The 26030-nt window shown below is 49.4% G+C and carries 26 protein-coding genes; 14 read left to right on the forward strand and 12 right to left on the reverse strand.

Annotated features, from left to right (window positions below; all coding sequences use genetic code 11):
- Nucleotides 1-378 precede the first annotated feature (378 nt).
- Nucleotides 379-2013, forward strand: a complete 1635-nt coding sequence (locus tag C1752_RS03525; RefSeq protein ID WP_110984671.1) for an alpha-D-glucose phosphate-specific phosphoglucomutase — start codon at nucleotides 379-381, stop codon at nucleotides 2011-2013.
- Between the two features lie 147 nt (nucleotides 2014-2160).
- Nucleotides 2161-2838, forward strand: coding sequence for a hypothetical protein (locus tag C1752_RS03530; RefSeq protein ID WP_110984672.1), 678 nt, complete (start codon nucleotides 2161-2163; stop codon nucleotides 2836-2838).
- A 199-nt stretch (nucleotides 2839-3037) separates the two neighbouring features.
- Here the strand turns inward: C1752_RS03530 and C1752_RS03535 are convergent, their stop codons facing one another.
- Nucleotides 3038-4057, reverse strand: coding sequence for a sirohydrochlorin chelatase (locus C1752_RS03535; protein WP_110984673.1), 1020 nt, complete (start codon nucleotides 4055-4057; stop codon nucleotides 3038-3040).
- Between the two features lie 109 nt (nucleotides 4058-4166).
- Here C1752_RS03535 and C1752_RS28295 point away from each other — a divergent pair, with 109 nt between their 5' ends.
- Nucleotides 4167-4346 carry a hypothetical protein gene (locus C1752_RS28295; protein ID WP_110984674.1) on the forward strand — a complete coding sequence of 60 codons (180 nt, stop codon included), beginning with the start codon at nucleotides 4167-4169 and terminating at the stop codon, nucleotides 4344-4346.
- Here the strand turns inward: C1752_RS28295 and C1752_RS03545 are convergent.
- Genes C1752_RS03545 through C1752_RS28305 form a run of 3 tightly spaced genes read right to left on the reverse strand, consistent with a single transcriptional unit; the run spans nucleotide 4327 to nucleotide 5956 of the window.
- A complete protein-coding gene (locus tag C1752_RS03545) occupies nucleotides 4327-5622 on the reverse strand; it encodes a glutamate-5-semialdehyde dehydrogenase (protein ID WP_233501314.1) in 1296 nt (431 codons plus the stop codon). The genes C1752_RS28295 and C1752_RS03545 overlap by 20 nt on opposite strands.
- Entirely contained in the window at nucleotides 5619-5789 is a 171-nt protein-coding gene (locus C1752_RS28300; protein WP_158535004.1) for a hypothetical protein, read from the reverse strand. The genes C1752_RS03545 and C1752_RS28300 overlap by 4 nt, the downstream gene beginning before the upstream one ends.
- A complete protein-coding gene (locus C1752_RS28305; protein ID WP_158535005.1) occupies nucleotides 5786-5956 on the reverse strand; it encodes a hypothetical protein in 171 nt (56 codons plus the stop codon). Before C1752_RS28305 ends, C1752_RS28300 begins: the two co-directional genes overlap by 4 nt.
- Nucleotides 5957-6289: 333 nt before the next feature.
- Here C1752_RS28305 and C1752_RS03555 point away from each other — a divergent pair, with 333 nt between their 5' ends.
- Complete coding sequence (locus tag C1752_RS03555; protein WP_110984677.1) at nucleotides 6290-7501, forward strand: phosphatidylinositol-specific phospholipase C domain-containing protein; 1212 nt, start codon at nucleotides 6290-6292, stop codon at nucleotides 7499-7501.
- A 19-nt stretch (nucleotides 7502-7520) separates the two neighbouring features.
- Nucleotides 7521-7943 carry an IS200/IS605 family transposase gene (tnpA, locus tag C1752_RS03560; protein WP_110984678.1) on the forward strand — a complete coding sequence of 141 codons (423 nt, stop codon included), beginning with the start codon at nucleotides 7521-7523 and terminating at the stop codon, nucleotides 7941-7943.
- 58 nt (nucleotides 7944-8001) lie between these two features.
- Here the strand turns inward: tnpA and C1752_RS03565 are convergent, their stop codons facing one another.
- Nucleotides 8002-8883 (reverse strand): PRC-barrel domain-containing protein, encoded by an 882-nt coding sequence (locus C1752_RS03565; protein WP_110984679.1) that lies wholly within the window; start codon nucleotides 8881-8883, stop codon nucleotides 8002-8004.
- A 228-nt stretch (nucleotides 8884-9111) separates the two neighbouring features.
- Here C1752_RS03565 and murQ point away from each other — a divergent pair, with 228 nt between their 5' ends.
- Together murQ and C1752_RS03575 are read left to right on the forward strand one after the other, a co-directional pair.
- Nucleotides 9112-10038 (forward strand): N-acetylmuramic acid 6-phosphate etherase, encoded by a 927-nt coding sequence (gene murQ / locus C1752_RS03570; RefSeq protein WP_110984680.1) that lies wholly within the window; start codon nucleotides 9112-9114, stop codon nucleotides 10036-10038.
- Between the two features lie 39 nt (nucleotides 10039-10077).
- Nucleotides 10078-11355, forward strand: coding sequence for a hypothetical protein (locus tag C1752_RS03575; protein ID WP_110984681.1), 1278 nt, complete (start codon nucleotides 10078-10080; stop codon nucleotides 11353-11355).
- On the opposite strand, the gene C1752_RS03580 is transcribed toward C1752_RS03575, so the two are convergent.
- Nucleotides 11333-12268: an aldo/keto reductase gene (locus tag C1752_RS03580; RefSeq protein ID WP_199464275.1), complete on the reverse strand. Its 936-nt coding sequence runs from the start codon at nucleotides 12266-12268 to the stop codon at nucleotides 11333-11335. The genes C1752_RS03575 and C1752_RS03580 overlap by 23 nt on opposite strands.
- Nucleotides 12269-12746: 478 nt before the next feature.
- On the opposite strand from C1752_RS03580, the gene C1752_RS03585 reads away from it, so the two are divergent.
- Nucleotides 12747-14345 (forward strand): mechanosensitive ion channel, encoded by a 1599-nt coding sequence (locus C1752_RS03585; RefSeq protein ID WP_110984683.1) that lies wholly within the window; start codon nucleotides 12747-12749, stop codon nucleotides 14343-14345.
- 150 nt (nucleotides 14346-14495) lie between these two features.
- Here C1752_RS03585 and mscL read toward each other — a convergent pair whose 3' ends face one another.
- Together mscL and asnS are read right to left on the reverse strand one after the other, a co-directional pair.
- Nucleotides 14496-14933: a large conductance mechanosensitive channel protein MscL gene (gene mscL / locus C1752_RS03590; protein ID WP_110984684.1), complete on the reverse strand. Its 438-nt coding sequence runs from the start codon at nucleotides 14931-14933 to the stop codon at nucleotides 14496-14498.
- A gap of 214 nt (nucleotides 14934-15147) precedes the next feature.
- Nucleotides 15148-16539, reverse strand: a complete 1392-nt coding sequence (gene asnS / locus C1752_RS03595; protein WP_110984685.1) for an asparagine--tRNA ligase — start codon at nucleotides 16537-16539, stop codon at nucleotides 15148-15150.
- A gap of 279 nt (nucleotides 16540-16818) precedes the next feature.
- On the opposite strand from asnS, the gene C1752_RS03600 reads away from it, so the two are divergent.
- The 4 genes from C1752_RS03600 to C1752_RS03615 all read left to right on the forward strand — a co-directional run bounded on the left by C1752_RS03600 (nucleotide 16819) and on the right by C1752_RS03615 (nucleotide 20762).
- Nucleotides 16819-18255, forward strand: a complete 1437-nt coding sequence (locus C1752_RS03600; protein ID WP_110985054.1) for a polysaccharide biosynthesis/export family protein — start codon at nucleotides 16819-16821, stop codon at nucleotides 18253-18255.
- Nucleotides 18256-18359: 104 nt separating this feature from the next.
- Nucleotides 18360-19793 (forward strand): glycogen synthase GlgA, encoded by a 1434-nt coding sequence (glgA, locus tag C1752_RS03605; RefSeq protein WP_110984686.1) that lies wholly within the window; start codon nucleotides 18360-18362, stop codon nucleotides 19791-19793.
- A 46-nt stretch (nucleotides 19794-19839) separates the two neighbouring features.
- Nucleotides 19840-20094: an RNA-binding regulator gene (gene rbp / locus C1752_RS03610; protein WP_110984687.1), complete on the forward strand. Its 255-nt coding sequence runs from the start codon at nucleotides 19840-19842 to the stop codon at nucleotides 20092-20094.
- 146 nt (nucleotides 20095-20240) lie between these two features.
- The gene (locus C1752_RS03615) at nucleotides 20241-20762 is read left to right on the forward strand and encodes a DUF3172 domain-containing protein (RefSeq protein ID WP_110984688.1); all 522 of its coding nucleotides are present in this window, start codon (nucleotides 20241-20243) and stop codon (nucleotides 20760-20762) included.
- Between the two features lie 106 nt (nucleotides 20763-20868).
- On the opposite strand, the gene psbM is transcribed toward C1752_RS03615, so the two are convergent.
- On the reverse strand, nucleotides 20869-20979 hold the full coding sequence (psbM, locus tag C1752_RS03620) for a photosystem II reaction center protein PsbM (protein ID WP_110984689.1): 111 nt from the start codon (nucleotides 20977-20979) through the stop codon (nucleotides 20869-20871).
- Nucleotides 20980-21194: 215 nt separating this feature from the next.
- Nucleotides 21195-21491 carry a 2Fe-2S iron-sulfur cluster-binding protein gene (locus tag C1752_RS03625; protein WP_110984690.1) on the reverse strand — a complete coding sequence of 99 codons (297 nt, stop codon included), beginning with the start codon at nucleotides 21489-21491 and terminating at the stop codon, nucleotides 21195-21197.
- Nucleotides 21492-22033: 542 nt separating this feature from the next.
- Between C1752_RS03625 and psbB the strand changes: the two genes are divergently transcribed.
- Together psbB and C1752_RS03635 are read left to right on the forward strand one after the other, a co-directional pair.
- Nucleotides 22034-23557, forward strand: coding sequence for a photosystem II chlorophyll-binding protein CP47 (gene psbB / locus C1752_RS03630; RefSeq protein WP_110984691.1), 1524 nt, complete (start codon nucleotides 22034-22036; stop codon nucleotides 23555-23557).
- Between the two features lie 195 nt (nucleotides 23558-23752).
- Nucleotides 23753-23848 (forward strand): photosystem II reaction center protein T, encoded by a 96-nt coding sequence (locus C1752_RS03635; protein WP_110984692.1) that lies wholly within the window; start codon nucleotides 23753-23755, stop codon nucleotides 23846-23848.
- Between the two features lie 93 nt (nucleotides 23849-23941).
- Here C1752_RS03635 and rimM read toward each other — a convergent pair whose 3' ends face one another.
- Together rimM and C1752_RS03645 are read right to left on the reverse strand one after the other, a co-directional pair.
- Nucleotides 23942-24502 carry a ribosome maturation factor RimM gene (rimM, locus tag C1752_RS03640; protein WP_110984693.1) on the reverse strand — a complete coding sequence of 187 codons (561 nt, stop codon included), beginning with the start codon at nucleotides 24500-24502 and terminating at the stop codon, nucleotides 23942-23944.
- A gap of 56 nt (nucleotides 24503-24558) precedes the next feature.
- Entirely contained in the window at nucleotides 24559-25848 is a 1290-nt protein-coding gene (locus C1752_RS03645; RefSeq protein ID WP_110984694.1) for a valine--pyruvate transaminase, read from the reverse strand.
- Between the last annotated feature and the right edge of the window lie 182 nt (nucleotides 25849-26030).

A 26030-nucleotide genomic window follows, 5' to 3' on the forward strand; every position in this document is an offset into this window, starting at 1 on the left:
CTTGAGATCTTTGAAATGGGGTTGAAGAACCAATGTAAACGCTGATGCTTTCCCGCGAGAAATCTCAACAGAATTACAGTAGCTTTTGTGACTGATTGTATGCAGTAACTGTTGCTAGCAGACTTCTCTTAACAAAGTCTGCGCAAATTAGAAATACACCCCGAGTGCTGCCAAAGACCCCAAACCCAAGATAGCACAGCTCCCTAGCTCGTCAGCAAGCCGGCAAAGGCGAGGTAGTGGTTTAGGCTACAGCCTTTGATGCTTTCTGCTGGGATAATTGAAGTGCAAGAATCGTCCACTCCCGCGATAGGCTTTTATGAGGGCTGCAAAGAAATTTAGCTGCCTTAAGAAACGACTCGTTTACGTAACTGTTGGTATATGACTGTACGCACTGAACTGACTCAACCCTACTCTGATCAAAAGCCAGGTACTTCTGGGTTACGTAAGCAAGTTCCGATTTTTCAAAAGATTCACTATCTTGAAAACTTTATTCAGTCTATTTTTGACAGTTTAGAGGGCTGTCAAGGACAAACCCTGGTTGTGGGTGGCGATGGTCGCTACTTTAACCGACCGGCGATTCAAACAATTTTGAAGATGGCGGCAGCCAACGGTATCGGTCGAGTACTGGTAGGGCAGAGTGGCATCCTTTCGACGCCAGCGGTATCCTGCATCATTCGGAAGTACAAGGCCTTTGGGGGGATTGTGCTGTCGGCGAGCCATAATCCTGGTGGGCCTCAGGGAGATTTTGGGGTCAAGTACAACATCGGCAATGGTGGACCTGCGCCGGAAAAGGTGACGGATGCGATCTATGACCGCAGTAAAGTCATTGATCAGTATCAGATTTTAGATAACGAAGATATTGATTTGGATCAGTTGGGTACGGTGCAGCTGGGGTCAATGACGGTGGAGGTCGTGGATTCTGTTGCGGACTATACGGAACTGATGGAGTCACTCTTCGACTTTGGCAAAATCAAGCAGTTGCTTTCCTCTGGAAAATTTCGCATGTGTATGGATTCGATGCATGCGGTGACGGGTCCCTATGCCCATGAAATGTTTGAAGGTCGTTTGGGTGCTCCGGCTGGTACGGTGATCAACGGCAAGCCACTAGAAGACTTCGGTGGCGGTCATCCTGATCCGAATCTGGTCTATGCCCACGAGCTGGTGGAGATTGCCTTTGGTGATGATGCCGTTGATTTTGGGGCCGCTTCTGATGGAGATGGCGATCGCAACATGATCCTGGGCAAAAAGTTCTTCGTCACCCCTAGCGATAGCTTGGCAGTAATGGCGGCGAATGCTCATTTGATCCCTGGTTATAAAGATGGCTTGGCAGGTGTGGCCCGCTCAATGCCCACCAGTCAGGCTGTAGATCGGGTGGCCGAGAAGCTGGGACTAGACTGCTATGAAACGCCTACCGGCTGGAAGTTCTTCGGTAATTTACTGGATGCTGATAAGGCAACCCTTTGCGGTGAAGAGAGCTTTGGCACTAGCTCCAACCACATCCGTGAAAAAGACGGTCTGTGGGCGGTTCTGTTCTGGCTCAACATTGTGGCCGAGCGTCAGCAATCGGTGGAAGAGATTGTGACAGACCACTGGAAGACTTACGGCCAGAACTATTATTCTCGCCATGACTATGAGGGGGTTGCGTCAGATAAGGCCAATACGCTGATGGACAATCTGCGGTCTGCGCTCCCATCGATGCCGGGTAAAAAACTGAAAAGCTATACCGTTGAGTATGCCGATGACTTTAGCTATACCGATCCGGTGGACGGCAGCACTAGTGCCAAGCAGGGGATTCGGATTGGGTTCACAGATGGATCCCGAATTGTCTTCCGGCTGTCAGGGACGGGGACTCAGGGGGCAACGGTGCGGGTCTACATTGAAAGCTATGAGGCGGACGCATCGAAGCATGGGGTTGATCCTCAAGAAGCGCTGGGGGAATTAGTTGCGATCGCAAACCAAGTGGCCCAGATTCGTTCTCTTACCGGCATGGACAAACCAACGGTCATCACCTAAAAGGATGGCGAACAGCAAGCAGAGCTTTCGCTCAAATAGTAAAGTCTGTTTTTGCAAGTGATGTATCAAAGCTTCTAGAAATTCGTGTAGATGAACTATGAGTTAGTTGCAAGTCACTGTTCTGAACTTCAAGTGATCAAATAAAATATGAATGTTTTTCTCAAAGTATCTATTGTCGTAAGTGTCCTCGTTTCTAGTGCTGCTAGTGCGTCTTCCGCTCGAGCCGTAAGTCTCCTTACCAATTCTGGCTTTGAAACTGGGGATCTGACAGGGTGGACAGTTGCAGGGAATATCGTTGACTTTGGGGTCAATAGAGATGGTGCGGACTTAAGTGCCAACACTTTCGACTCATTTAATCCCTCATTTCAGAATGTTCGTTCAGGAAACTTTGCTGCATATGCAGTCGTGAGAACTAATCCTGCTGAAAGAGCTATCTTCTCTCAGGCTGTTACTGTACAACCTGACACTACCTATTCTTTGGGATATTGGCTTAGTGCTGATTCGCGCACCGGAGCATACGGCTTATTTAATAACTTTGGAAATCCAACTATCTCTGTAAACGGCTCAGACATTGAAGCAACTGGACCTAGCCAATTTGATACGGGGGCTTCTCCTTCCGACTTCATATTTGTCTCAGGTGAATATACAACAAGTCAAGAAGAGACATCAGTATTAGTGGATTATTCCATCATCGGAAGTGGTACTGCTCGTGCTGCTTTTTCAGTTGATGACTTTACATTTGAGGCAGTTCCTGAATCTTCATTTATGATGACGATTCCTTTTGTTTTTGGAATGGTTTTGATATTGCGAAGAAAGCTTAATTGATGCTCCGCCTCAAGATGTCTGCAGTCCAAGCAGTAGACATGTCGGGCAGTCTTATCGATAACAACGAGCGAGCAAATCGCTGCTTGTGTCTACGTCGGGAACCGTAAAGTAAATTTGGTGCCTATCAGCTCCATACTCTAGATGCACGCTTGCGGATTCTCGTTGCTTGAAATTGCTAGTCTGAGTTGAACCTTTAGGCTTAAGGCACCTGCCAAATGCGCTGGTGATAGTCTGCCTCAGTCTCAGTACTCATTGCCCCATGATGATGCCCATGCCCGTGCTCGTGTCCATGATCATGACTATGACTGTGGGGTTCTTCTCCATCCAGCGCAGCTAGCCGAAACTTACAGAGTTCGCAGTTCATTTGCACCTGACCCAATTGAGTCTCTAATTCCCGCTGACGCAAAACCTTAAACAACTGCGGATGCATCCCCATTTCTGGTAGGCAGCTAATCTGAGCTTCAGGATGTGCGGCCTGCTGCTGAGCTGAGATATCAAAAATCTTCTCCATTAGCGTGCCTGTGAACAAGAAGTAGGGCAGCACGATGATCCGCTTCGGTTGATAGAGCCGTGCCCGCCGGAAGCCTTCTTCCAAACGAGGATGGGTGATGCCAATAAAGCAGGTTTCCACCGTTTGATAGCCGCTGCCTTCCCAAACAATACGGGCCAGCTTCGACACATCGCTATTGGCATCTGGATCGCTAGATCCCCGCCCGACAAATAGCAGCGTCGTCTCCGAACGCGGAATATTGTGGGGGTTATTCTCTGGTGAATCTAGAGCATCGAGACGAGATTGCCAAAGATCTAAAATATCGGGAGTAATGCCAAAGTGACGTCCGTAGTAGTACTTAAGCTGAGGATGCTCTCGACGAGCCAGATCTAGCTCATTGGTCACATCGAACTTGTTATGGCGAGCCGCAAACAGCAAAATGGGCAACGCCGATAGTTCCGTGTAGCCCTCTGCCGCGCAGTGAGCCACCACCTCCTTAATGCTGGGGCCGGTTAGCTCTAAAAAGCAAGGGAACACCGGACGGGAGGTATCGAGTTTTTGATAAGCAGTAGCGAAGTCTAAAAAGCACTGGCGTCCTGAGTCATTGCGAGTGCCATGACCAATCATCAGCAGCGGACGCTGTAGCGCTAGGGGTGGGAGCTGCAGTGCATTCAAAGATGATTGCAGGTCAGTCGGTGACCATTGCTCCAGTTTAGAAGCGGGTGTCATTATCATGTAGAGTCCTTTCCCGTGCTCGCAGGAGCTTGTAGTTATTGGGGCGGGCTAAAAGCCTCCCCAAGAGGCACGAACGACAGGCATTCCGACTTAACAGATTGAGATGTTCGGCGGTGCTCTCGGCACCCCCTATGGTAGCCCTGATTTCTCTCAATCGCTCACGGCTGCGGCACAGCACCAGAATTCCTTAAGGATTGACTTGCGTAAGCTTGGCGCGAGTCAGCTTGAAGGGCACTGGATTTTCCCTGAACGCTCGAATCTAATTATAGGTCTCTATGGGTAAAGGATTGTGCGTCTTCACCTGCGTAGGTGGCAACAATGTGTCCCTGACCCTGCAGCAGATATTTGTACGTGACCAATCCTTCTAACCCCACGGGTCCGCGAGGGGGCATTCTCTGAGTACTGATGCCAACCTCAGCGCCGAAGCCATAGCGGAAGCCATCGGCAAACCGCGTTGAGCAGTTATGGAAGACTCCGGCAGCATCGACTCTAGAGCAGAAGGTGGCGGCGGCTTGGTCGTCGGTGGTCATGATAGCGTCGGTGTGACCAGAGCCGTAGGTGTTGATATGTGCGATCGCATCTTCCAAACCATCTACAACCTTAATCGACAACACAAGGTCGCTATACTCCGTTGCCCAGTCCGTATCCGTTGCGGAATCCATCTCTATAACGTCTCGAACCGCAGCATCCCCCCGCAGCTCAACGCCCTGATTCTGCAGTGCTTTCACGGCCTTGGGCAAATAGTCCGAAGCGATATCTTTATGCACTAGCAGCGTCTCTAGCGCATTACAGGCCGCAGGATACTGAATTTTGGAGTCTACAGCTACGTCAACTGACTGGGCGATGTTGGCTTGCTGATCGATGTATAAATGACAGATTCCTTCTGCATGGCCCAGCACCGGAATGCGGGTGTTCTCTTGAACAAATCGAACAAAGCTATTAGAGCCGCGAGGAATAATCAGATTGACGTACTGATCAAGATTCAATAGTTCTAGGGTCTCTTCCCGACTGGTCAGTAACGCCACCGCCTCAGGTGCAACGGTCGATGCTGCTAATCCGGTCTGGATTGCTTCAACTAACGCCTGACAAGAATGAATAGCCTCTTGACCGCCCTTGAGCAGCACCCCGTTGCCAGACTTGATGGCTAAAGCTGAAATTTGCATGACAGCGTCGGGTCGAGCTTCAAAAATCACCCCCAGAACACCGAGGGGGCAGCTCACTCGCTTAAGCTCTAGTCCGGTATCTAGCTCTCGATGAAGCTGAATGCTGCCGACCGGATCCGTGAGCGAAGCGACACTGCGGACCCCTGCGATCGCACCGGCTAATTTAGTGGCATCAAGCTTGAGGCGAGCATAGAGTGCTGTGGCTAGGCCAGATTCTTGGGCACGCTGACAGTCCTTTGCATTGGCTTCCAGAATTTTGGGGGTAGCGGCTTCTAGAGCTTGGGCGATGGACTCTAGCGCCTGATTTTTAAGATCGGTGCTCAAACCCGCTAAATCTTGGGCGGCGGCACGGGTTTGTTGGGCAACGTCAGTGAGGGTCGCAGTCAGAACAGTCACGATCTTTCTCTTGCAATAGCTGTTGTTTTTTCGAGTTGGGGTTTGGTCTTCCATTTTTCATTGATGTCCCGAAGGCCATCAGCGCTTTGCTGCATCTTTTGTGCAGCACGCTTAGCTAACTTTAGAAGGTCTTGCATTTCCTGAGCCTCTTTGTGTGGCTGAGTCATTGCAGGTTCTCCAAACGGGTTTGAATGTCAGTCACCATCATCTTAGCTTCTAATACTCGTCCCAACTCTGTTGACACAGCTTCGCCAATCTCTTCGAGGTCAGCATCTACGATGATTTCCGCTGATGAAACTATCTCCGTGATCTCCCGCAACTGATTTCGGTTCATCTCAACCAAGAGCAATATGCTGTTTCAATAAGCAAAACATTGAATCAATATTTCATTGTTCGGGAAGCTTGCCAACGTTTCTTTGGCAAGCTTCAAGCTCTTCGCTGTGTTCTGTTCAACTTGATCCAGCTCAGTACTAAAGCGCTCAAGCAAAACCAATAGTCGTCTGGGAACTGTCATGAAGAGGCATTCTTAGTCATTGCTAGATGAATTCTACTGCTATAACGGTCCAACAGAAGACCGTAAAACTTTCAAGAATCGATAAGTCAAGATGGCCCGATATACTGCTGTCAGTACTTCCTCGATAGATAGAGGCATCCTTTACTAATAGATATGAGATCGCAACTCCAGCTCCACCCCGTCACGTCTGGTCGATGCCATCTGTTGGTGGCCATAGGATACCTGCTCAGCCTATCGCCTGGTCTCAAGAATCCTCAGGGAGCGATCGCACAGCCCGTTCCCAAAAACTGGCGTGCTCTTGATACATCGACAAGAGCCATCAATGAAGTCACCATCCCAACGACCCATAATTCCTACAATTATGGACCTAGATTCTTGCTACCAAACGTCAATGAATCAATACCTGAACAGCTCAAAAACGGCGTTCGAGGGATTGAGCTAGATCCGCATTCCCTAGGTAAAAAGATCCAGCTCTTTCACGGACTGCGAGGGCTGCTCGGTAAACAACCGGCCTCAGAAGTACTGGCAGAAATTTCAGAATTTGTGCAGCAACATCCCTCTGAAGTGGTTGTGATTAAAATCAACTCAAAGGTGCCTGGGCCAGAGCTAAAGGCTCTTGTTGATCGCGCGGGTCTCTCCCCCTACCTCTACGTTCACAAAAAAGGAGAGGCTATTCCCACTTCCGCAGAGCTAGCCACAACCAATCGTCGGGTTTTAATCACCAACGCTCCCGGTAATCTGTCCTCTCGGTTACCCCTCTGTACGACCCGCTGGAATTTACAATCACCCCAGGCGCTGTGGCCCCCTAGAGAGCATCGTGCCCCCTGTTCTGGCGAATTTTTCTCTGTTGTTGCCTTTGCGGTAGAGCCATTTCTGGGCATTGGTTCATCAGATTATGCCACCATCATTAATGACTATAAATCGCTGCTGAACTTAGCAGAAACAGCCTGGAAGCTAAATGGTAAAAAGGTGTGGCGGCTTGAGGTTGATTTCCCCGACATTGGCAATGTATATGGGGTGGCCGAGACGCTCAACCACTGGAATATTCTGAAGGGCGAAGTTCGTAGTCAAAACGAAGTCCTCCCAGAAGTTGTATGGAAGTGTCAGTACTCTATTGGTGAGGAAGAGGTAGAAACAACGACCTATGGGCGCTTTGCTTTCCCGATGAAGCCCAATGAGAAAGTAACGATCACGCCTTCACATCCTGATTATGTGTTTAGTCCGGCTTCTTTGAGCGTTACTAATACAGCGGGGCAAGATATTGAAGAGAACTTTACCGCAACCCGTCGTCGATCAGGCAATCAGAAGAACAAGCGATTGAAATCGCGGCTACAGGAACCAAGTCCGCCTGCGCGGACTGAGTAGAATTGCAGACTGAACTGGAATGAGACGAAATTTTACACAGCTATACGTGCATCTTGTCTGGGCAACCTGGGATCGATTGCCGCTGATTACGCCGACAATCTGCTCGCAGATTTATAGTGTTATGACATACGAATGTCAGCAATTGAAATGCACCGTCGTTGCGGTTGGTGGAGTCGAAGATCACGTCCACTTGCTGACCAGTTTCCCTGCCAATGTCTCGATCTCCAGGCTAGTAAAACAGGTTAAAGGAAGTGTATCCCACTGCGTAACCCGCCAACATCAAGCCCCTAAATTTTTCAAGTGGCAAGGCAGCTATGCGGCATTCACGGTAAATCATCGGGATCTAAATCCAATTGCAGTCTATATCCACAACCAACGAGAGCATCATCAACATCAAACGACAATCTCTAATTGGGAAATCCCGATAAAAGAGCATCCTTAACCCGCGCAGGCGGGTTTTGTTCATATAGCAGCGATTTCAATCGCCTGATTTCTTGTTCTTAGTAATCAGGCTCTCGCTCATACTCAGGAATCTTCTGCCGCTCAGGAATCTTCAGCTCCTGAGGCTCATAGTCATCATCCTTGTCTGCCCAGGGATCATCCTCAGGTTCATAGGGGGCTCTAGCCGCAGGCGCCTCATCATCCCAGTTCTCTTCCTCTTCATAGACGGGCTGCTGCGCCTGCTGAGGAGCCTCATCCCATTCTTCTTCTTCCCAGGCTTGCTCAGCTTTTTCACTGCGGCGGTTAGGGGCATAGGCTGTTGCACTCGTACCCGCACCTAGTTGATTGCTGGTCGAAGCTGTCCGAGGAATGTAGTCTTCTTCTTCGTCCTGTTCCCAGGGCGGAATGCCCAGGCCCAGGCGCTCCATGACGCCTACGGTGAGCTGATTAAGGCGTTCTTCTGCCCCTTCAAACACGACAAGACGATCGGGGCCGCTGCTGGCGATTTCCTCTACCGGTAGCTCATAGGTGCTAAGCAGCTGGGACGGAATTAACGGCACACCAATTGAAGCGATGACTAATCCCGAAATTTCTCCAGAAACGGTGTCAAATCGGTAGCCTCTCACTTTGCCCAGCAATTCTCCGGTTTCGGTGATCACTTCGTTATTGATCAGGGTGCTGTAGTTATAGGTGTTGATTTCTTCAATGGCTGTCTCGTCATCGACCAAAATCACATCGCCAATCTGACGGATGCTGTCGATATCCATGTAGCGCTGCTCGCCTGTGACGAGGGTATTGCGAAGGCCGAGAACGACGACTTCTCGCTGATCGACATCTGCCCAGAGCTGATTGATGACGCCTAGTTTCTTACCCGTGCTGCGGGTAATCACTTGGGTGCCGATAAAATCAGACCGCTGTTGAACCTGATCAGTAATAGCCATGTATAAATCCTGAGTCTTGTTCCTGAGGTCTTAAAGCAACGCTTTAAGGTTTGTCAAGGCTTAAGTTTTCTGAAGTTTACATTATAGCTGACATCCCTTTCCACTTTGGCTACGGCTGAACAGTCCAGACGGCTTGCCCTGATGCCGTCGTAGCTGCTGATATGGGAGGCTTCAGAATATGGCCTGATTGCTCTACGCTAAAGTTTGAGCCACTTAGGGAGTTTTGTCGTGCAGCTATCTCAGTCTGGTTTACAGGAGCGAGGACATCTCTTAACGGAGCAGGCAAATCCCAATAGCCAAGATTTAGACCAAATGACGGCTTTGGGGATTGTTGATGTTTTTAATCAGGAAGACGCCCAGGCTGTGGCTGCGATCGCAACTACCCGAGAATCCCTCGCCGCCACCATCGAAGCGACTGCAGAAGCTTTGCGTCAAGGCGGGCGACTTTTCTATGTGGGCGCGGGTACTAGCGGTCGTTTGGGCGTCCTAGACGCTGCCGAATGTCCGCCCACCTTCTGCACCGAACCCGAAAGGGTACAGGGAATCCTGGCTGGCGGCGCGGCTGCTCTATTAAAAAGTTCTGAAGCCCTTGAAGACTTGGCCGAAGGCGGTGCCGAGGCGATCGCGCAGGCTCAGGTGACGGATGTGGACGTGGTTGTGGGCATCACGGCGGGTGGCACGACTCCCTACGTACACGGGGCTTTGAAAGAAGCTCGCAGTCGCGGCGCAACCACCGTGTTTATGGCCTGTGTACCGGCAGATCAGGTGAGTGCTGAAGTCGATATCGACATTCGTTTGCCCGTGGGCCCCGAAGTACTAGCCGGGTCTACGCGCTTAAAGGCAGGGACGGCGACGAAGCTGGCGCTGAACATTATCTCCACGGGGGCAATGGTGCGCTTGGGTAAGGTGTATGGCAATCGCATGGTGGATGTTTCGGTCACGAATACGAAGCTTTTAGATCGCGCCCTGCGGATTATTTGTGATCTGACGGATTTGAGCCGAGATCAGGCAATGGAGGTTTTGGAGAGATGCGATCGCAACGTCAAACTTTCTCTCCTCGTCCACTGGACCGGACTTTCCCCCGAAGCCGGTACGGAACTATTAGCGCAACACCAAGGGCAACTTCGACAAGCCATCTCAAGTCACGCTGGTTAGGATAAGCTCTGCCCCCGAATATCCGCTGCCATCTAAATTATGCTGAAGCTGATTTCTGTGTCGCACCGCCGCATCTCTTTCCCTCTGGTCAGTACCCTTGCGTTTGTCCTGAGCGCCAGTACGGCCTGCTCTGCACAAGTACCGGACGTCACCGAGCGTCTCGAAACCCTTGGTAATCCGATGGCGAACGACGGCAAGACAGGACGGGCCCTGAATGTCTGGGATCTGCAGCGCTTTGGCGGCAAGCTTTATTTAGCCGGCGGCAGCACCGTCAGCAACGCAGGCCCCATTAACGTATGGGCCTATAGTCCTGCCCAACAGACCTTCGTTAAAGAATTTACCGTTCGAGAAGAAGCCATTGAACAGTTCAAGGTCTTTGGCAAATCCCTCTACATTCCTGCGGCTGACCCCAAATCAGGAGACAAAAACAAGTTTTACCGTCGCACTCTAAAACAGCCTTGGCAGCTCTATAAGTTCAAGACTCCTGCCCTTGCCCACGTTCGTGATTTGTTCAAAACAAAATCAGGCGATATTTTGCTTGTGGGCAATAATCGCCGTGTGTTTAAAAACCCGTCTCGGCCCGCCGCTGCGATTACCCGAGATCAGGGAGCTTCCTTTCAGGGGGCGGGGCTAGAGCAGGCCACTCAGTTTGCTGCCAATTGGTTCTTCTCGGTTTTCCCCTATCGCGGCAAAATTTATGCGCCTTCTTCTTTACTCAGGGATGCCTACAATCAGACGGGTGTCATTGGTGTGTATAACCCCAAACGCAGAAAAATTGAGCTAAGTCAGACGCTTCGCAACGATGAATTTATTCCCCGTACCCTTTTAGGGCCGCAGGTAGGCGCCCAGGGATCTGAAATCATTTACCGACTCTGGAAGCCTACCGCTTACAAAGGCTATTTAGCCTACCCGGTGCGCTCCTATTCCTATACTCAGGCCACCTACCAATCGGCCTACATGAATTCGATTGGCTTTTACGTCAAAGAAAATATTGGTATCACCCCCACCGCTGTCGTGTTTCCTGATGGTCAATCTGTGGGCGAGGATGTCCTGATCCAGGATGACTATCTTTATGCGTTGGCCAATACTAAAGTCTCAGCCGAAGAATTTTGGGTTTATGTTTATAGAACCAAAAATCTGGCTGATGCTCGCAGTTGGCAACCTGTTTTTCGATTTAAGAGCCGCAACAAAGCGCGCTCATTTGAGTATTTAGAGAACGCCTTTTATTTTGGTCTCGGCCAAGATCACAATGATTTGGTCGCAGATTCGGGCGCAATCTTGAGGGTCTCGCTGCCTACTGCAGCCAAGGACGACTAACTCGCTCTAGTTCTGAATGTTCCTGTTCCGTCAGCGACCAGCCCATTGCACCGGCATTATCACGGGCCTGCTTCGCTGTCTTCGCCCCCGGAATTGCAATCACACCCTCTTGGTGAATCAGCCAGTTGAGCGCAACCTGTGCCATGGTGCGTTCATGGCGATCTGCATATTGCTGCAGTAACTGCGTGACCGGCGCTAGTTTTGTCAGCCCCTGAGTACTAAAGCGACTATCAAGCTGACGAGCACCGTCTGGTTTCGCACCTGCAGCATATTTCCCGGTTAGCAATCCCTGCGCGAGGGGGCTATAGGCCAAAATAGTAACCCCTAGCCGGCGAGCAGCTTCTAAAATACCGTTCTGTTCAATTTGACGATTGACGAGGGCGTAGCGAACCTGATTCACCGCCAGCGGTACGCCGTGGCGCGCCAAAATCCGATGAGCTTCCGTCATTTGGGTCGCGCTGTAGTTGCTGACCCCTACCGTCTCAATCCATCCATCGCTCACCGCTTGGGCCAAGGCAGAAAAGAGAGACTCTGAACTCATCAAAAAATTGAAAGGCCAATGGACTTGGTAGAGCGTGATACGACTTGCCTGTAAGCGTTTCAAACTGTCTTGAAGTGCATCTGTGACCGATTGCCCGGTGAGCCGCCAGGGCAGCGGTCCATACTTGGTGGCGATTTGCACCGAATGGGTTTGACTGAAGCGTCCCAACAGCCGCTCTGACTCTCCGAGGCCATAGACCTCAGCGGTATCAAATAAAGTGATGCCTGCCTCAACTGCAGCTAGAAAGGCCGCCTCGACATCTGCCGCATCATATTGGTTACCGTATCCCCAAAAGATGCGATCCCCCCAGGACCATGTGCCAATACCAATTGCGGTGACCTCTGGTCCACTTTTGCCCAGCGTTTTTTGCATCACTGTTGAGCCTTTTGAACGATTATTGTTGTTAAGTGTATCGATTCTTTAACGCTGCATGTATCTCATGGTGAGGGAGATGCGTGCCAATCGACCCAAACAGAAATTCATAATCTCTATAGGCGGACAGAGATCTTCAATCGCTTCGTCAACGACTGCAGAGCTTTAGGCCTTTATCTGGGGTGCCCTCTCAGAAACGGTTGTAGGCAATTGACAATTCCGAGGACATGCGGGTGAAGTTTTCCCCAGCCCATGCGTCTGTGAATGCTGAGATGCTGAATCACAGTTTGACCGCTTCCTGTATCTTGAATAGGCGCTCCAGCCGAAAGCCTCTTTAAGAAGTTGTGCTAGGGAACGTAGCGGTTTAGGGTAAAACCTATAGACTCGCCATAAAAAGTATTGACTTGCGATTTATGCCCAAAAAGTGGGTATATCTTCATTCTTTACCGTATGTATGTGATTGGAAGCATAGAGATCAATGGAAGACTTCATTCAAAATATATCTGGTGAGCTAGGCAAATCGGTGCCCAGCCTCATCAATGCGATTCTGATTCTAGTCGTTGGCTGGATCGTCGCGGTTGTTGCAGCGTGGATTGTCAAAGGACTGCTTTCTAAGACTGACCTCGATAATCGCCTCGCCAGTTGGGTTACGGGTAGCTCTGATTCGAAAGTGGTTGAGGGCGTTGAGAGATGGATCTCAACCGGTGTCTTCTGGATTGTGATGACCTTTGTGGTCATTGCTTTTCTGAATGCGCTGCAGCTCGAAGCTGTGTCAACTCCGCTGCAAAGCTTTCTCGATCAGATTCTCACGGCATTGCCCAAGCTGGCTTATGCCCTAGTGCTGCTTGGGGTCGCTTGGCTGCTGGCAACGCTGTCTCGGCTCCTGCTCGTTCGAGGGCTGAAGTCTTTCTCTCTCGATGATCGGCTTAACGCTTCAGTGACTGACGAAGAAGCAGGTAGTGCCCCTCCCCCAATTCTCGTTAGCGAGACAATGGGAGATATTCTCTACTGGCTGATTTTCCTTTTATTCCTGCCTGCGATTTTGGGCGTTTTGGGTCTGGAAGGGACCTTAGTGCCCGTCCAATCGATGGTGGATCAGTTCCTGGCCTTCTTGCCTAATATTGTGGGTGCTTTGGTCATTGGTCTTGTGGGCTGGTTCCTAGCCCGCATTGTGCGCATGATTGTGACCAAGTTCTTGGCGGCGGCTGGTGCAGATCGCTTGGGTGAACAGTTTGGTCTGAGTCAGGCAACCGGCGGTCAGCGTCTATCAGCGCTCGCTGGCACGGTTGTCTATGTCTTGATTCTGATTCCTGCCATTATCTCGGCGCTACAGCGCTTGAATGTGCGTGCGATCTCTGAGCCTGCGGTTCAGATGCTAGGGCAGGTTTTGAATGCGCTACCAAAGATTTTCACGGCGGCGGTCATTTTGGGCATTGCCTATGTTGTAGGTAAAATCGTTGCCGATCTCGTGACCAGTCTGCTGACTGGGGTCGGCTTCAATAATGTATTCACGTGGTTGGGGCTACAGGCAAGCCAAGACTCACCGGGAACGGCTTCTAGCAGCAGTACTGTTGGATCGACGTCACCTGCTTCTGAGCTGTCTGCAAGCTCTGATTCATCAACGCTGCCACAGAAAACTCCTTCTGAGATTGCGGGCATCGTGGTCCTCGTCGGGTTTATCTTAGTTGCTTTGATTCCAGCAACGGATGTTCTGCAGTTTGCGCCATTAACCTCTGTGGTTACGAGCCTGTTGGCGATTCTAGCCCAAGTGCTTGTTGGGGTCTTTGTGTTTGCGATCGGCCTTTATCTAGCTAATTTGGCCTTCAATCTGATCTCTAGTTCTGGTGGTGGTCAGGCAAGGCTAGTGGCTCAGGCTGCTCGAGTGGCCATCATTGCTTTGGTCTCCGCTATGGCGCTGCAGCAAATGGGCATTGCGACGAATATTGTTAATCTTGCTTTCGGATTAATGTTTGGGTCTGTGGCGGTTGCCCTTGCGGTTGCCTTTGGATTTGGCAGCATGGATGTGGCTGGCGAGCAGGTCCGGCATTGGCTGAACGATTTCAAATCTCGTGATTGAACCTGAGTTCGCTCTGATTCGTTCGATCTAAAGCCAAAATTAAAACGCCACGGTCTCTCTTGGGACCGTGGCGTTTTTTTGAATCATCAAGCTTGTTCCCATCTACTGATCCCCCAGCGTTGAAAACTTGAGTTTGCTATCGCAATTCTTCTAAATGGAACGCCCCTGAGTGCGAATCGTTTGATCGAGCTGATGGAGGGCAGCAGTCAGCTCCACTGTTGGATCTGGCGCTGCAGTTTCTGCTTCTTCAAGGGTTTGTTGCCGCTGCAGTTTCCGTCGTGCTTTTTCAATTGAGCGGATCATCAGAAAAATTACAAATGCAATCACAATGAAGTTAAGGACTGCGGCTAAAAATAAGCCGTACTTAATACCATTGATAGAAAGCTGAGAGAGTTGATCGACGCCAGCCGCTTTCATTGCTGGATTGAGAATTGCGGGCGTAATGATGTCTTCAACCAATGAGGTGACAATTTTACCGAATGCACCGCCGATGATGACGGCAACTGCCAGATCAACAACATTTCCCTTAGATAGAAACTCACCAAATTCTTTCAGAAAGCCACCACTTCCGCCGTTACTATTTGCCATTACCTCAAACACCTTTTCCTTTTTTGGGAGAATTAAAGCTTCAGAATTCTACCATTTCTAGGTCTGTTCGAGGTGTAGGTTTTGTCCTTCTGATTTATGCTGCAGAGAATCAAGCTGGGAAGGTCTATGGCTATTTTAATTGTTTTGCTTGGAATTGAGGCTTTCGATCTGTCTTGAAAGGAGATGAGATCGCATCTCCTTTTAAACAAAAACTCTAAAACTCAGCATTGAGGGGCGTCCGTGGAAAGGGGATCACATCTCGGATATTAGCCATGCCGGTCATAAACTGTACCAGCCGTTCAAAGCCAAGGCCGAATCCTGCATGGGGGACGGTGCCGTACCGCCGCAGGTCGAGGTACCACCAGTAATCTTCTAGTGATAAGCCTTGCGCTAATATACGTTGCTCTAGAACGTCTAGCCGCTCTTCTCTTTGAGCGCCGCCGATGATTTCGCCCAGCTTGGGAACTAGAACGTCCATCGCGGCGACTGTTTTGCCATCATCGTTGAGGCGCATGTAAAAGGCTTTAATCTCTTTGGGGTAGTCGGTGACGATCACGGGCTTTTTGAACAATTCTTCGCAGAGGTATCGCTCGTGCTCTGATTGCAAATCTAGCCCCCATTCAACCGGATATTCAAAGGGATGGTTGGCTTTGGTTAGGGTTGCGATCGCATCTCCATAGCTAATTCGTTCAAACTCTTGATTAACAATCTGTTCAGCCGTCTCCAGCACCGACTGATCAATCCGAAGATTGAAAAATTCCATATCTTCAGCGCAGTGATCTAAGACCGTCTTGAATATATGTTTGAGAAACGCCTCCGCTAAATCCATATCTCCCTGCAGATCGCAGAAAGCCATCTCCGGCTCCACCATCCAAAACTCAGCCAGATGTCGAGACGTATTAGAATTTTCTGCCCGAAACGTTGGACCAAAGGTGTACACATTACTAAAAGCGAGCGCCATTGCCTCCGCCTCTAGCTGTCCACTCACCGTCAGATAAGTTGGTTTTCCGAAAAAGTCCTGCCCATAATCAACGTCTCCAGCCTCCGTCAGCGGAATCTGCTGCGGATTAAAGTGGGTCACCGCTAGCTGTTCACCAGCCCCTTCGCAGTCACTGCCCGTAATGATCGGCGTATGCACCCAGAGAAAATCACGCTCCTGAAAAAACTGGTGAATGGCTTGAGAACAGGTGTTCCTGACTCGAAAAACAGAGCCGAGCGTATTGGTGCGCGATCGCAAGTGAGCAATCGTCCGCAAAAACTCAAAAGAGTGCCTTTTTTTCTGTAACGGATAGGTCTCAGAATCGCTTTCTCCCCAAACCTGCAAAGTCTCTGCATGGAGCTCAATTCGCTGCTTGTTACCCTGCGAAGCAACAAGCACACCCGATACAGATACAGAAGCGCCTGTCGTTAGTGACCGCAGCAGATCTGCATAGTCAGGCAACTTTTGATCCAGAACAACCTGTAGCCCCTGTAGTGAAGACCCATCATTTATTTCTAGAAAAGAAAAATTCTTGAGCTCTCGTTTCGTTCTTACCCAACCTTGGACAGTAGCAGCTTGTTTCGGTTCTCCTGAGCGGAGTAAATCAATCACGCGTCGAACAGACATGCATTAAGATAGCGAATCGCTTTCAAAGTAAATTTTTAAGCACCAGTGTGCGCAACTAAATTATGCGCCAAGCTCATATCAGGATGAATTTGCTCAGAGGTAAAAGGGGAAATATCAGGCGTTGTCAAGATTGTCAAATCATGAAACTTTATGCCACAGTAGAGCTTACAAGAAATACTGCGTTCAGTTCAGAAACATTGCTGAGTTAACGTTCGTCACTGCAGCAGTGATGGCAGACCGCATCGCAACAGTCTTATGGCGTTTCAAACTTCTCCTATCATGTCCCACTCTGTCCGACCCCTCATCATTGCCACCTTAGCAGCCTCCGTAATGGGTGGTGCCCCTGCATGGGCTGCTTCAGGGCAGTCAGAGCAGTCAGTCAATAAGTCTGAGACTCCGCTTTTGGTCGCCGCTGTTAATCCCAACAGCTATATCTTGGGGCCAGGCGATCAGGTTCAGCTGACATTGTTTGGACAGGATAACTTATTCCCTACACCCTATCTTGTCTTAGTTGATGGCACCATTAGCCTTCCCTTCATTGGTAATGTTCCCGTTGCTGGACGCAGTATTGGTCAGGTTGAGCAAGACCTTAACGCCCGCTACAGCCGCTACTATAAGCGACCCCTGGTCACCGTGATTTTAACCAGGCCCCGTTCCTTAAATCTTGCCATTGCAGGCGAAGTTAGACGGCCTGGTACTTATCCCATCGATAGCCCAGAGCAAATTCCCACGGTCACTCAACTCATTCAGCTTGCCGGTGGCACCACCCAGTCTGCCGATTTATCCAGGGTTCAGGTGAAGCGCACCGGCAACGAGGTGGAATCGCTTGATTTATTAAAACTGCTCACTGAAGGCAGCATCAGTGAGAACATCGACTTGAGAGACGGAGACACGGTCATCATCCCGCCCTCAGATAGTCTCAATCTTGCAGACTCAGATCTCATTGCCTCTGCTAGCTTTTCTGCGGCTACCTCAGAACCGCTCAATATTGCTGTGGTTGGCGAAGTTTACCGACCTGGCCCCCATACGATTCGGCCGGGTAGTGCAAACGTTAATGAAGCCGGTGAAGTTGGCCAGAATAGAGGAGGAGGGACCGGACGGGAATTTCCTACAGTCACTCAGGCCATCCAAACTGCCGGAGGAATCAAGCCAGAAGCAAATGTGAGCCAAGTTCAGGTTCGTCGACGCAGCCGTAATGGTTCAGAGCAACTAATTGATGTCGACTTGTGGAAGCTTTTGCAGGAAGGCGATCTCAAGCAGGATATTGCACTTCAACAGGGTGACACTGTTATTGTTCCCAAAGGTGAAGGTTTCACTGCACAGGATCAAGTTACTCTTTCCGCAGCCAGCTTCTCCCCCGCAACGATTGATGTCAATGTCGTGGGTGAGGTGACCCGACCTGGCGTTGTTCAAGTCCCCCCCAACACCCCTTTGAACACAGCAATGCTATCTGCCGGTGGTTTCAACACCAGTCGGGCTAAGAAAAGCTCCGTCCAGCTTATTCGCCTCAATCCTGACGGCACTGTAACCCAGCGCAAAGTTAAAATTGACTTCGATCAGCCCGTGAATGAGGAAACCAACCCAGCTCTTCGTAACAATGATGTGGTGGTGGTTGATCGTTCAGGTCTGACGAAGTTCTCCGATTCAGTAACAAGCGTATTTGCACCTATTAGAGGTGTAGGAGGCGCAACGGGTATCTTTAGAACCTTCTTCTAGAAGACCCGTGGCTGAGACTCGATCCCCGCATAAGGACAGGTTTTAAGGCCAGCTAAGGTGTAGAGTTGAGTCTACAACACTCTAACAATGCATCAAGGGGCAGTATGCGGATTCTTTTTGTCGCTGCAGAGGCATCGCCGCTCGCAAAAGCGGGTGGTATGGGTGTCGTGACAGGATCCTTGTCTAAGGTTCTGCGGGCCATGGGCCACGATGTCCGTATTTTTCTGCCCTACTACGGCTCCCTGCCCAAGACTCTAAAGGTCTCGAGCTGCCCTGTGTGGGATGGCTCGGCTATGTTTGAAAAGTTCTCCGTCTACGAGACCGTTTTACCTGAGACGGATGTACCGCTGTATCTATTTCAGCATTCCTGCTTTGATGGCCCTCACATTTACGGCCTAGAAAATGATGATTGGCGATTTACATTCTTTGCCAATGGTGCGGCAGAGTTTTGCTGGAATCACTGGAAACCTCAAATTATTCACTGCCATGACTGGCATACGGGCATGATCCCGGTCTGGATGCACCAATCGCCAGATATTGCCACCGTTTTTACAATCCATAATTTGGCTTATCAGGGGCCATCTAGAGCGCGCCTCGAACAAATAACCTGGTGTCCCTGGTACATGGAGGGACACAACACAATGGCAGCAGCCTTGCGATACGCCGATCGGGTCACTACGGTCTCCCCGACCTATGCAGAGCAGATCAAGACTCCAGCCTACGGAGAAAATCTGGAAGAACTCCTCGCCTCTATTGGTGATAAAGTCCTTGGCATCATTAATGGCATTGACCCTACCTCCTATGATCCGTCAGTGGACGCTAGCTTGCCTCAAACCTATAGCTCTGCAGAGCTGGATCATCGCAAGATAAACAAAGCCTCGCTACAAAAAGAATTGGGATTACAGGAACGTCCTCAGGCTTGGCTGGTGTCAATGGTCACCCGATTGGTCGAGCAAAAGGGGATCGATCTTGTTCTGCAAGTCTTAGATCGGTTTTTAGCCTACACTGACTCTCAATTTGTTTTGCTGGGTACCGGTGACCGCTACTACGAAACCCAGTTATGGCAACTGGCCGCTCGATATTCGGGACGTATGTCAGTCCAATTGCTCTATGACGATGCACTCTCTCGAAGGATATATGCTGGGTCAGATGTTGCCCTGATGCCGAGTCGATTTGAACCCTGTGGTATCAGTCAACTCATTGCAATGCGCTACGGCTGCGTTCCTATCGTGCGCCGGACTGGCGGTCTTGTTGATACTGTCGCTCACTATAACCCGCGACATCAAACTGGAACAGGTTATTGCTTCGATCGCTATGAACCTCTCGATTTATACACTTGCCTCGTGCGAGCATGGGAGGGATATCATTACGAAGATTCTTGGCAGGCGTTGCAAACAAGAGCAATGGAAACGGATGTCAGTTGGGAGCAGTCTTCTCTGGCCTATAACCGCCTCTATAACTCAGTTTCAAATCTCCCTCTAGAAAGTATTCCGCAGAAGAATCAAGCAACTACCTCAGCCAAAGCTACCTTAGAATAGTCATCTTAGGTAATCTATAGGTCTGTTAAGCGCTGTATTTTTGACTATGACTCTGTATATTGGCAATCTTTCGTATCAGGTGACCGACCAAGATATCCGGGAAGTTTTATCTGAATATGGTCAAATCCAACGGCTGAATTTACCTGTTGACCGTGAAACGGGTCGAATGCGTGGTTTTGCCTTTGTTGAAATGTCTGATGATGGGCAAGAAGATGCTGCTATTGACGATCTCAATGGTGCAGAATGGATGGGGCGTTCGTTAAAGGTCAACAGAGCAAAACCCCGAGACTCTCGTTCGTAAACGCCTGTCTAACGTCGCCAGAGCACCGACTCACTGTTTGCCTAGTTCCTCTGTGCGTATTGCAACTAAAATGGTCTTGAAACGTCATACTAGAGTGAGGTTGCGACTACTTTGGGCCGCCTAAGATGCCCTCAACATAAAAATTCATGAAACGCAGATCGTCTAATAACTCGATAGGTTCAAGACAGCAGGGGCCATTCTCGTCTACGATGCTAGCAATTCTAGGTGGCGTATTCATTTTGGGCGTTGCCCTTGGAGTCACCTTTAGCTCAACGACAAATATTACGCCTGAAAACGTGGCCTCCATTCAGTATATTGATCAGAAAGTGCCCAATGCAGAGATCTGTCAGGCCTATGGTGCGAGTGCCACGGTGATGGATACGCGTACCTTTGTCACCTTCAAGCCCTTCAGTGTATTCATCTCTCAACCCATTATGCAGCCAGGCTGCGTTATCCGGCTTAATAATGTTGGCATTTTGCAGAAGCGCAAGCTTGTTGACAGTGAGCAGGTTCGCGAGTGTCGGCAGCGCCTTAATACCTTTGGTTATACGGGCGATCTCGAGAAGGGCCCTAGTATCAACTGCCTTTATCAAAGTGACAGTGACAAAAATCGTTTCCTTGATCAATCAGGGAGCGGTACCTTACCCCGTGAAGCTGATAACTTTTAGCTAAGACAGCAGTAGACCCGACGAACTCCTCGTCAGGTCTACTGGAAAAGTCTTCTAAACTAACTCAGGTTTGATATAGAACCTGCAGCAAACGTAGATCTAACCTCTATTCACTACCTTCACGACTTGCCGTTTGAGCGTAGAGCAGAACCAAGAAAACTGTGGGCACAAGAATGAACAAAATGGTGACAATGAATCCAAAATCGTTAACTTGCATAATAAACAGGCTTTAATTCAGCTCAGCAATCATCACCCAATAGAATACCATCTTCATTGACGATGCACAGGAAGGCTTACGAGTTGATCCCCGCATTTTGAGCTTGCCGTTTCAGCCGCAAGCATCGTGAAACTAGATGCTCTATAGCTTTAATCATCCCTATATTCAAGAGAGAGGCACAGATGTTTCAGAGATGTACGCGCTAGCTAAAAATATCAAGGCTTTGTTTTGATACTGGCGTTTCCCTGAACCAGCGTTTGGCAGGCTAGACGATAACTGTCGGGCTTGCGCTGCAACTTACGATCTTCGACCTCTGTTCGTGGTGATAGGTTACTCATCCCCTCCACAACCTCGATAACGCAAGTGCCACATTGACCATATCCCCCACAGTTCATAAGCTTCCCCTTGAGCTTATATATGCTGATGCTGTTGTCTAGCGCTTCCTGTCGAAGATTATTACCCCTAGAAACAAAGATTTCTTGACCTTCGTTGACGAAAGTTAGCGTTGGCATCTCTAATACCCTCTCTCACTGCTGTAAAAAGCCAATTTGCTGGACGTGCTATGTATCCTGATGCTTTGAACACTCCCTTTGCCCGTAAACATGCTGAACGTATGGCCAGTGACGCAGGGGCTAAAGCTATCCTTCAGAGTAAATCATAAGTTGGTTACATTTCTTTACTCATTGTAACAGCGCTCTGTCTGGCCGCTGGCAAAGTTGAATCTTTATGTTCATTTTTTCGAGCGGCTATCGAAGATTCGTTTGTGTGAGGGCATCTCAGGATTTTAAAGGAAGTGATGCTGATGCCCTGTGATGCTGCTTTTACAGGGATTTCCCTGTGTCTATGCCGAGTGAGAAGTTATTTGAATCGGCCCCCAAATATGATTCAATGATGCTTATGTAAAGATGTAAAGAATTAGCTAGCTAAGGTTATTGAAGTTGAAAAATAAAGAGTTTCCTGAAGCAAAAGAGCTTAGGGTTACTTATTTAAGATCAGCGCATTAACGAGATGCTGCAATTAAGAGTTTTGACGTTTTAAAGGAGGAGAGTAGTCAATGGGACTACCCTGGTACCGCGTACACTCAGTCGTTTTGAACGACCCAGGGCGACTGCTTGGTGTACACCTGATGCATACGGCTTTGGTTACGGGTTGGGCCGGCTCCATGGCTATCTTTGAGCTAGCCAAGTTTGATCCAAGTGATCCAATTCTCAATCCAATGTGGCGTCAGGGTATGTATGTCATGCCTTTCATGTCGCGCTTAGGCGTCACTCATTCCTGGAGTGGGTGGACTGTTACTGGCGAGACCTATGAGCCTGTTGCTGGCTTTTTGGGTGCTCACTATAACTTTTGGAGCTTTGAGGGCGTTGCTCTCATGCACATTATTATTTCGGGTCTCTATTTCCTGGCTGCGATTTGGCACTGGGTAAATTGGGATTTGGAACTCTTTTTCCCACAGGGCAGTAAAGAGCCTGTAGTTGACTTGCCAAGAGTGTTTGGAGCTCACTTGTTCCTGCTTGGCCTGCTCTGCTTTGGCTTTGGCTCTTTACACCTGACCGGTGTCATGGGGCCTGGAATGTGGGTCTCTGATCCCTATGGTTTGACCGGCCATGTTCAGCCTGTTGCTCCTGATTGGGGTCCGACGGGATTTGATCCATTCAATCCTGGTGGAATTGTTGCTCACCACATTGCTGCGGGTGCTTTGCTTCTGTTAGGCGGTATTTTTCACTTGGTCACCCGTCCTTCAGAGCGTTTGTATAGTGCGCTGCGAATGGGTAATGTTGAAACTGCACTGTCCAGCGCAATTGCTGCGGTTGCTGGTGCTGCTTTCGTCGTTACTGGAACGATGTGGTTTGGTAGTGCAACTACGCCAATTGAACTGTATGGTCCCACTCGTTATCAGTGGGATAGCGGTTACTTCCAGCAAGAAATTCAGCGACGTGTTCAGTCTGGAGAGGACTACTCCTCTATCCCTGAGAAGCTTGCCTTCTATGACTATGTCGGTAACAGTCCTGCGAAAGGCGGGCTGTTCCGCGCTGGAGCCATGAACAGTGGTGATGGTATCGCAGAGGGTTGGCTGGGTCATCCTACGTTCAGAGATGGTGAAGGTAGTGAGTTGTTTGTACGACGCTTACCCAACTTTTTCGAGACGTTCCCAGTTGTTTTGACGGATGCCAACAACGTTGTTAAGGCTGACATTCCTTTCCGACGCTCTGAGTCTCGATACAGCTTTGAGCAGCAAGGCGTAACCGTCAGCTTCTCGGGCGGTAATCTAGATGGGCAGACCTTTTCTGATCCTGCTGTCGTTAAGTCTTATGCTCGTAAGGCTCAACTTGGCGAACCCTTTGAGTTTGATACAGAGACGTTAGAGTCTGACGGTATTTTTCGAACCAGTACTCGTGGCTGGTTTACCTTTGGACATGCCTGTTTCGCTCTCCTCTTCTTCTTTGGCCACTGGTGGCATGGTGCACGGACTCTCTTCCGCGATGTATTCGCTGGGGTTGATCCTAATCTGTCTGAAGAGCAGGTTGAGTGGGGTGTCTTTGAGAAATTTGGAGATCCGACAACTCGCAAATCTTAGTCTGACTGGATAGTAAGTTGAGTGAGATGCTCTCAAGACAATCGGATGTTCCGATGCCTCGTATGAGTGCCTTGCTTCGACTTCATTCCTTAAATATGGAGGTTGCCCGTAAATCTAATCTGCTACCTACGCAGTGAGGCTTTGCGGGTCTCTCTCTCGTTACACTGAAAACATAGGGATTCGAGAAACTCTGATATGTCTACCTTTGCCTATACTCTGATTTTTGCCTGCATTATTGGCTTGTTCTTCTTCGCCATTTTCTTCCGTGAGCCTCCCAAAATTAATAAGTAGGTCTTCGGACTGCGGGTTCAATCCTAAAAAGCCATCCTCTGCAGGATGGCTTTTGTTTTTGGTGAGATTTAGTCTGTTTAAGGGCTACATCGATTAAGTTTGAGGCAGCAAGCCCGCTGGTGGGGAAATCTCAATGGTTTTGTTTGTGAGACTAACGGAGGGCACGATGGCTTTGACGAATGGAATAAGTACTCTCTCTGATGAATCATTTAGCTCTACCTCTAATAGATCATTCCCTGCGGGGATCAGACTGGTCACTTTTCCAATGATTTCTTGGCTGCTTTGCAATATGACGTCTAGCCCTATTAAGTCTGGTAGATAGTATTCATCCTGCGCTAGAGCTGGCCGATCGGTCGCTTGAACGAGTAGGGTTGATTGTTTGAGGCTTTCAGCCTGCTCTCTACTATCGACACCTGCTAGCTGGATGATATACAGACCCTTCTTTGCCAGGTAGCGTCCCTGTAGGAGTTCGATGGGGTTGGGGGTAAGCTGATCGGGCGGGCAAAGCCATCGTGTTCCTGGTGTTTCAAACCGCTCAGGAAAGTCAGTGTCTGGATAGACTCGCACTTCTCCTTTGAGGCCTTGAGGACCAACTATCCAGCCGATCGGGAGCCACTGGTTACGATCAAACTTTGCAAGATTGCTATGATTCATGGGTTGGGGATATGCATTCCTAGAAAGGATTTTATTGTTCAGGCTTCAAGCGTTGCTTATCTGTCTTTTGCTGATTCTTTCGAGCTGTAAACTTTGGGTAAAATGGCTGCAATGGTTTTGATGCCCTCTTCTATTTCTGCGTCGGTGGCTGTCAGGCTAATTCGTATGCACTCATGGATGTGTTGCCAGTCTTGCTGCAGGCCTGGGAAGAAAGGGCTGCCTGGAACAACTAAAACACCGGCTGCCTTGAGTTTTTGGTAAAGGTCCCAGTCGCTTATGGGTAGGTTCTGAAACCATAGCCAGCCAAAGATTGCGCCTTCACCCACATGCAGAAACCAAGGAATATTGTCGGGAAAGTATTGCTCAAGTGCTGTTTCTAAAATATTGAGCTTGGCTTGATAATAGGGCCGAATCACTGTGGTTGAGAGCTGCGCTAGTGCACCAGACTTGATGGCGCGAGTTGCGATCGCTTGTCCGTAGCGTCCAGAGTGAATACAGACATTGGTCTGAAATGCTTCTAACGCTTGAATGATAGCTTGATCACCAATGGCGATGCCTACTCTTTCTCCTGGTAAACCTGCCTTGGATAAACTCATGCAGTGGATAACGTTAGGGGCGAAGACTGGCTGATACTCGGTATAGTTCAAGCCTGGGAAAGGAGGGCCATAGGCAGAGTCTATGAAGACAGGGATATTTAGTGGCTGAGCGAGGTTAACGATTTGCCTGACTTCAGCATCTGTCAGAACGTTACCCGTGGGATTGCAGGGGCGGGAGAAGATAACACAGCCAGTTTGGCTATCGAAACAAAGCTGATCAAAATCAGGACGATATTTGAAGCGGTGTTTGCGATCTTGAAGATCGATGCGAGGCTTGTAGGCTAGCAGTGATGCAGGGGTCAAACTTACACCGCCGTAGCCAGTGTAATCAGGACTGAGGGGTAGAACAACTTTTTTGAGTTTTTCTTCGGTGGTGTATCCGCCAAAAGCGTTGGCCGCCAAGAAGTAGAGGGCCTGACTGCCTGGTGTAATTAGTATTTGGCGAGCGTTAAGGTGCAGATTATAGCGCTGATTGAATTCTTGAATAATCGCCTCAATTAGCGGTTGATACCCTTGGCTCGTGCCGTAGCGACAGACCACTTCACTGTAGTCAGGACTGGATAGTAGGTCCGCTGTACAGTCGCGCCATAGCTGAGCAATGGGTTCAAGAATGACGGGGTTACCGGCACTGAGATTGATAAATGACTGTCCTTGAGTGGTCCCGAGGGTGTCAATAATATCTTTCATGATGGCTCGCACCCCAGTCAGCTTTGACATTTGGGTACCAAACTGGGTCAGCGAAGGGGGCATGGGCAAAGAACCGTGACAACTCAAAACGACGGTAAGTTGAGGATAGTTTAAGCCATTCTCTTGAGAGACTGAAAGGGCTTTATGGATTTGGCTCTATATAAGAGCGGGGAAAAATATATGTACCGCAGCATATAGGCACATACCATAATCCTGGAAACTTGTGTATCGAGTTGCTTGCTGAA

Origin of the sequence: Acaryochloris thomasi RCC1774 (assembly GCF_003231495.1) — a bacterium.
Classification (GTDB): Bacteria; Cyanobacteriota; Cyanobacteriia; order Thermosynechococcales; family Thermosynechococcaceae; genus RCC1774.

Bases quoted from the DNA above. Each gene is read 5' to 3' on its own strand.
- C1752_RS03600 (WP_110985054.1), top strand. From the start codon at position 16,819: ATGTCCCACTCTGTCCGACCCCTCATCATTGCCACCTTAGCAGCCTCC.
- C1752_RS03625 (WP_110984690.1), bottom strand. From the start codon at position 21,491: ATGCCAACGCTAACTTTCGTCAACGAAGGTCAAGAAATCTTTGTTTCT.
- rbp (WP_110984687.1), top strand. From the start codon at position 19,840: ATGACTCTGTATATTGGCAATCTTTCGTATCAGGTGACCGACCAAGAT.
- C1752_RS03525 (WP_110984671.1), top strand. From the start codon at position 379: ATGACTGTACGCACTGAACTGACTCAACCCTACTCTGATCAAAAGCCA.
- C1752_RS03585 (WP_110984683.1), top strand. From the start codon at position 12,747: ATGGAAGACTTCATTCAAAATATATCTGGTGAGCTAGGCAAATCGGTG.
- C1752_RS03615 (WP_110984688.1), top strand. From the start codon at position 20,241: ATGAAACGCAGATCGTCTAATAACTCGATAGGTTCAAGACAGCAGGGG.
- C1752_RS28300 (WP_158535004.1), bottom strand. From the start codon at position 5,789: ATGACTCAGCCACACAAAGAGGCTCAGGAAATGCAAGACCTTCTAAAG.
- psbB (WP_110984691.1), top strand. From the start codon at position 22,034: ATGGGACTACCCTGGTACCGCGTACACTCAGTCGTTTTGAACGACCCA.
- C1752_RS28295 (WP_110984674.1), top strand. From the start codon at position 4,167: ATGTTCGGCGGTGCTCTCGGCACCCCCTATGGTAGCCCTGATTTCTCT.
- glgA (WP_110984686.1), top strand. From the start codon at position 18,360: ATGCGGATTCTTTTTGTCGCTGCAGAGGCATCGCCGCTCGCAAAAGCG.
- C1752_RS03555 (WP_110984677.1), top strand. From the start codon at position 6,290: ATGAGATCGCAACTCCAGCTCCACCCCGTCACGTCTGGTCGATGCCAT.
- C1752_RS03645 (WP_110984694.1), bottom strand. From the start codon at position 25,848: ATGCCCCCTTCGCTGACCCAGTTTGGTACCCAAATGTCAAAGCTGACT.
- psbM (WP_110984689.1), bottom strand. From the start codon at position 20,979: ATGCAAGTTAACGATTTTGGATTCATTGTCACCATTTTGTTCATTCTT.
- tnpA (WP_110984678.1), top strand. From the start codon at position 7,521: ATGAGACGAAATTTTACACAGCTATACGTGCATCTTGTCTGGGCAACC.
- C1752_RS03635 (WP_110984692.1), top strand. From the start codon at position 23,753: ATGTCTACCTTTGCCTATACTCTGATTTTTGCCTGCATTATTGGCTTG.
- C1752_RS28305 (WP_158535005.1), bottom strand. From the start codon at position 5,956: ATGAACCGAAATCAGTTGCGGGAGATCACGGAGATAGTTTCATCAGCG.
- C1752_RS03580 (WP_199464275.1), bottom strand. From the start codon at position 12,268: ATGCAAAAAACGCTGGGCAAAAGTGGACCAGAGGTCACCGCAATTGGT.
- C1752_RS03565 (WP_110984679.1), bottom strand. From the start codon at position 8,883: ATGGCTATTACTGATCAGGTTCAACAGCGGTCTGATTTTATCGGCACC.
- C1752_RS03535 (WP_110984673.1), bottom strand. From the start codon at position 4,057: ATGACACCCGCTTCTAAACTGGAGCAATGGTCACCGACTGACCTGCAA.
- mscL (WP_110984684.1), bottom strand. From the start codon at position 14,933: ATGGCAAATAGTAACGGCGGAAGTGGTGGCTTTCTGAAAGAATTTGGT.
- C1752_RS03530 (WP_110984672.1), top strand. From the start codon at position 2,161: ATGAATGTTTTTCTCAAAGTATCTATTGTCGTAAGTGTCCTCGTTTCT.
- rimM (WP_110984693.1), bottom strand. From the start codon at position 24,502: ATGAATCATAGCAATCTTGCAAAGTTTGATCGTAACCAGTGGCTCCCG.
- C1752_RS03575 (WP_110984681.1), top strand. From the start codon at position 10,078: ATGCTGAAGCTGATTTCTGTGTCGCACCGCCGCATCTCTTTCCCTCTG.
- asnS (WP_110984685.1), bottom strand. From the start codon at position 16,539: ATGTCTGTTCGACGCGTGATTGATTTACTCCGCTCAGGAGAACCGAAA.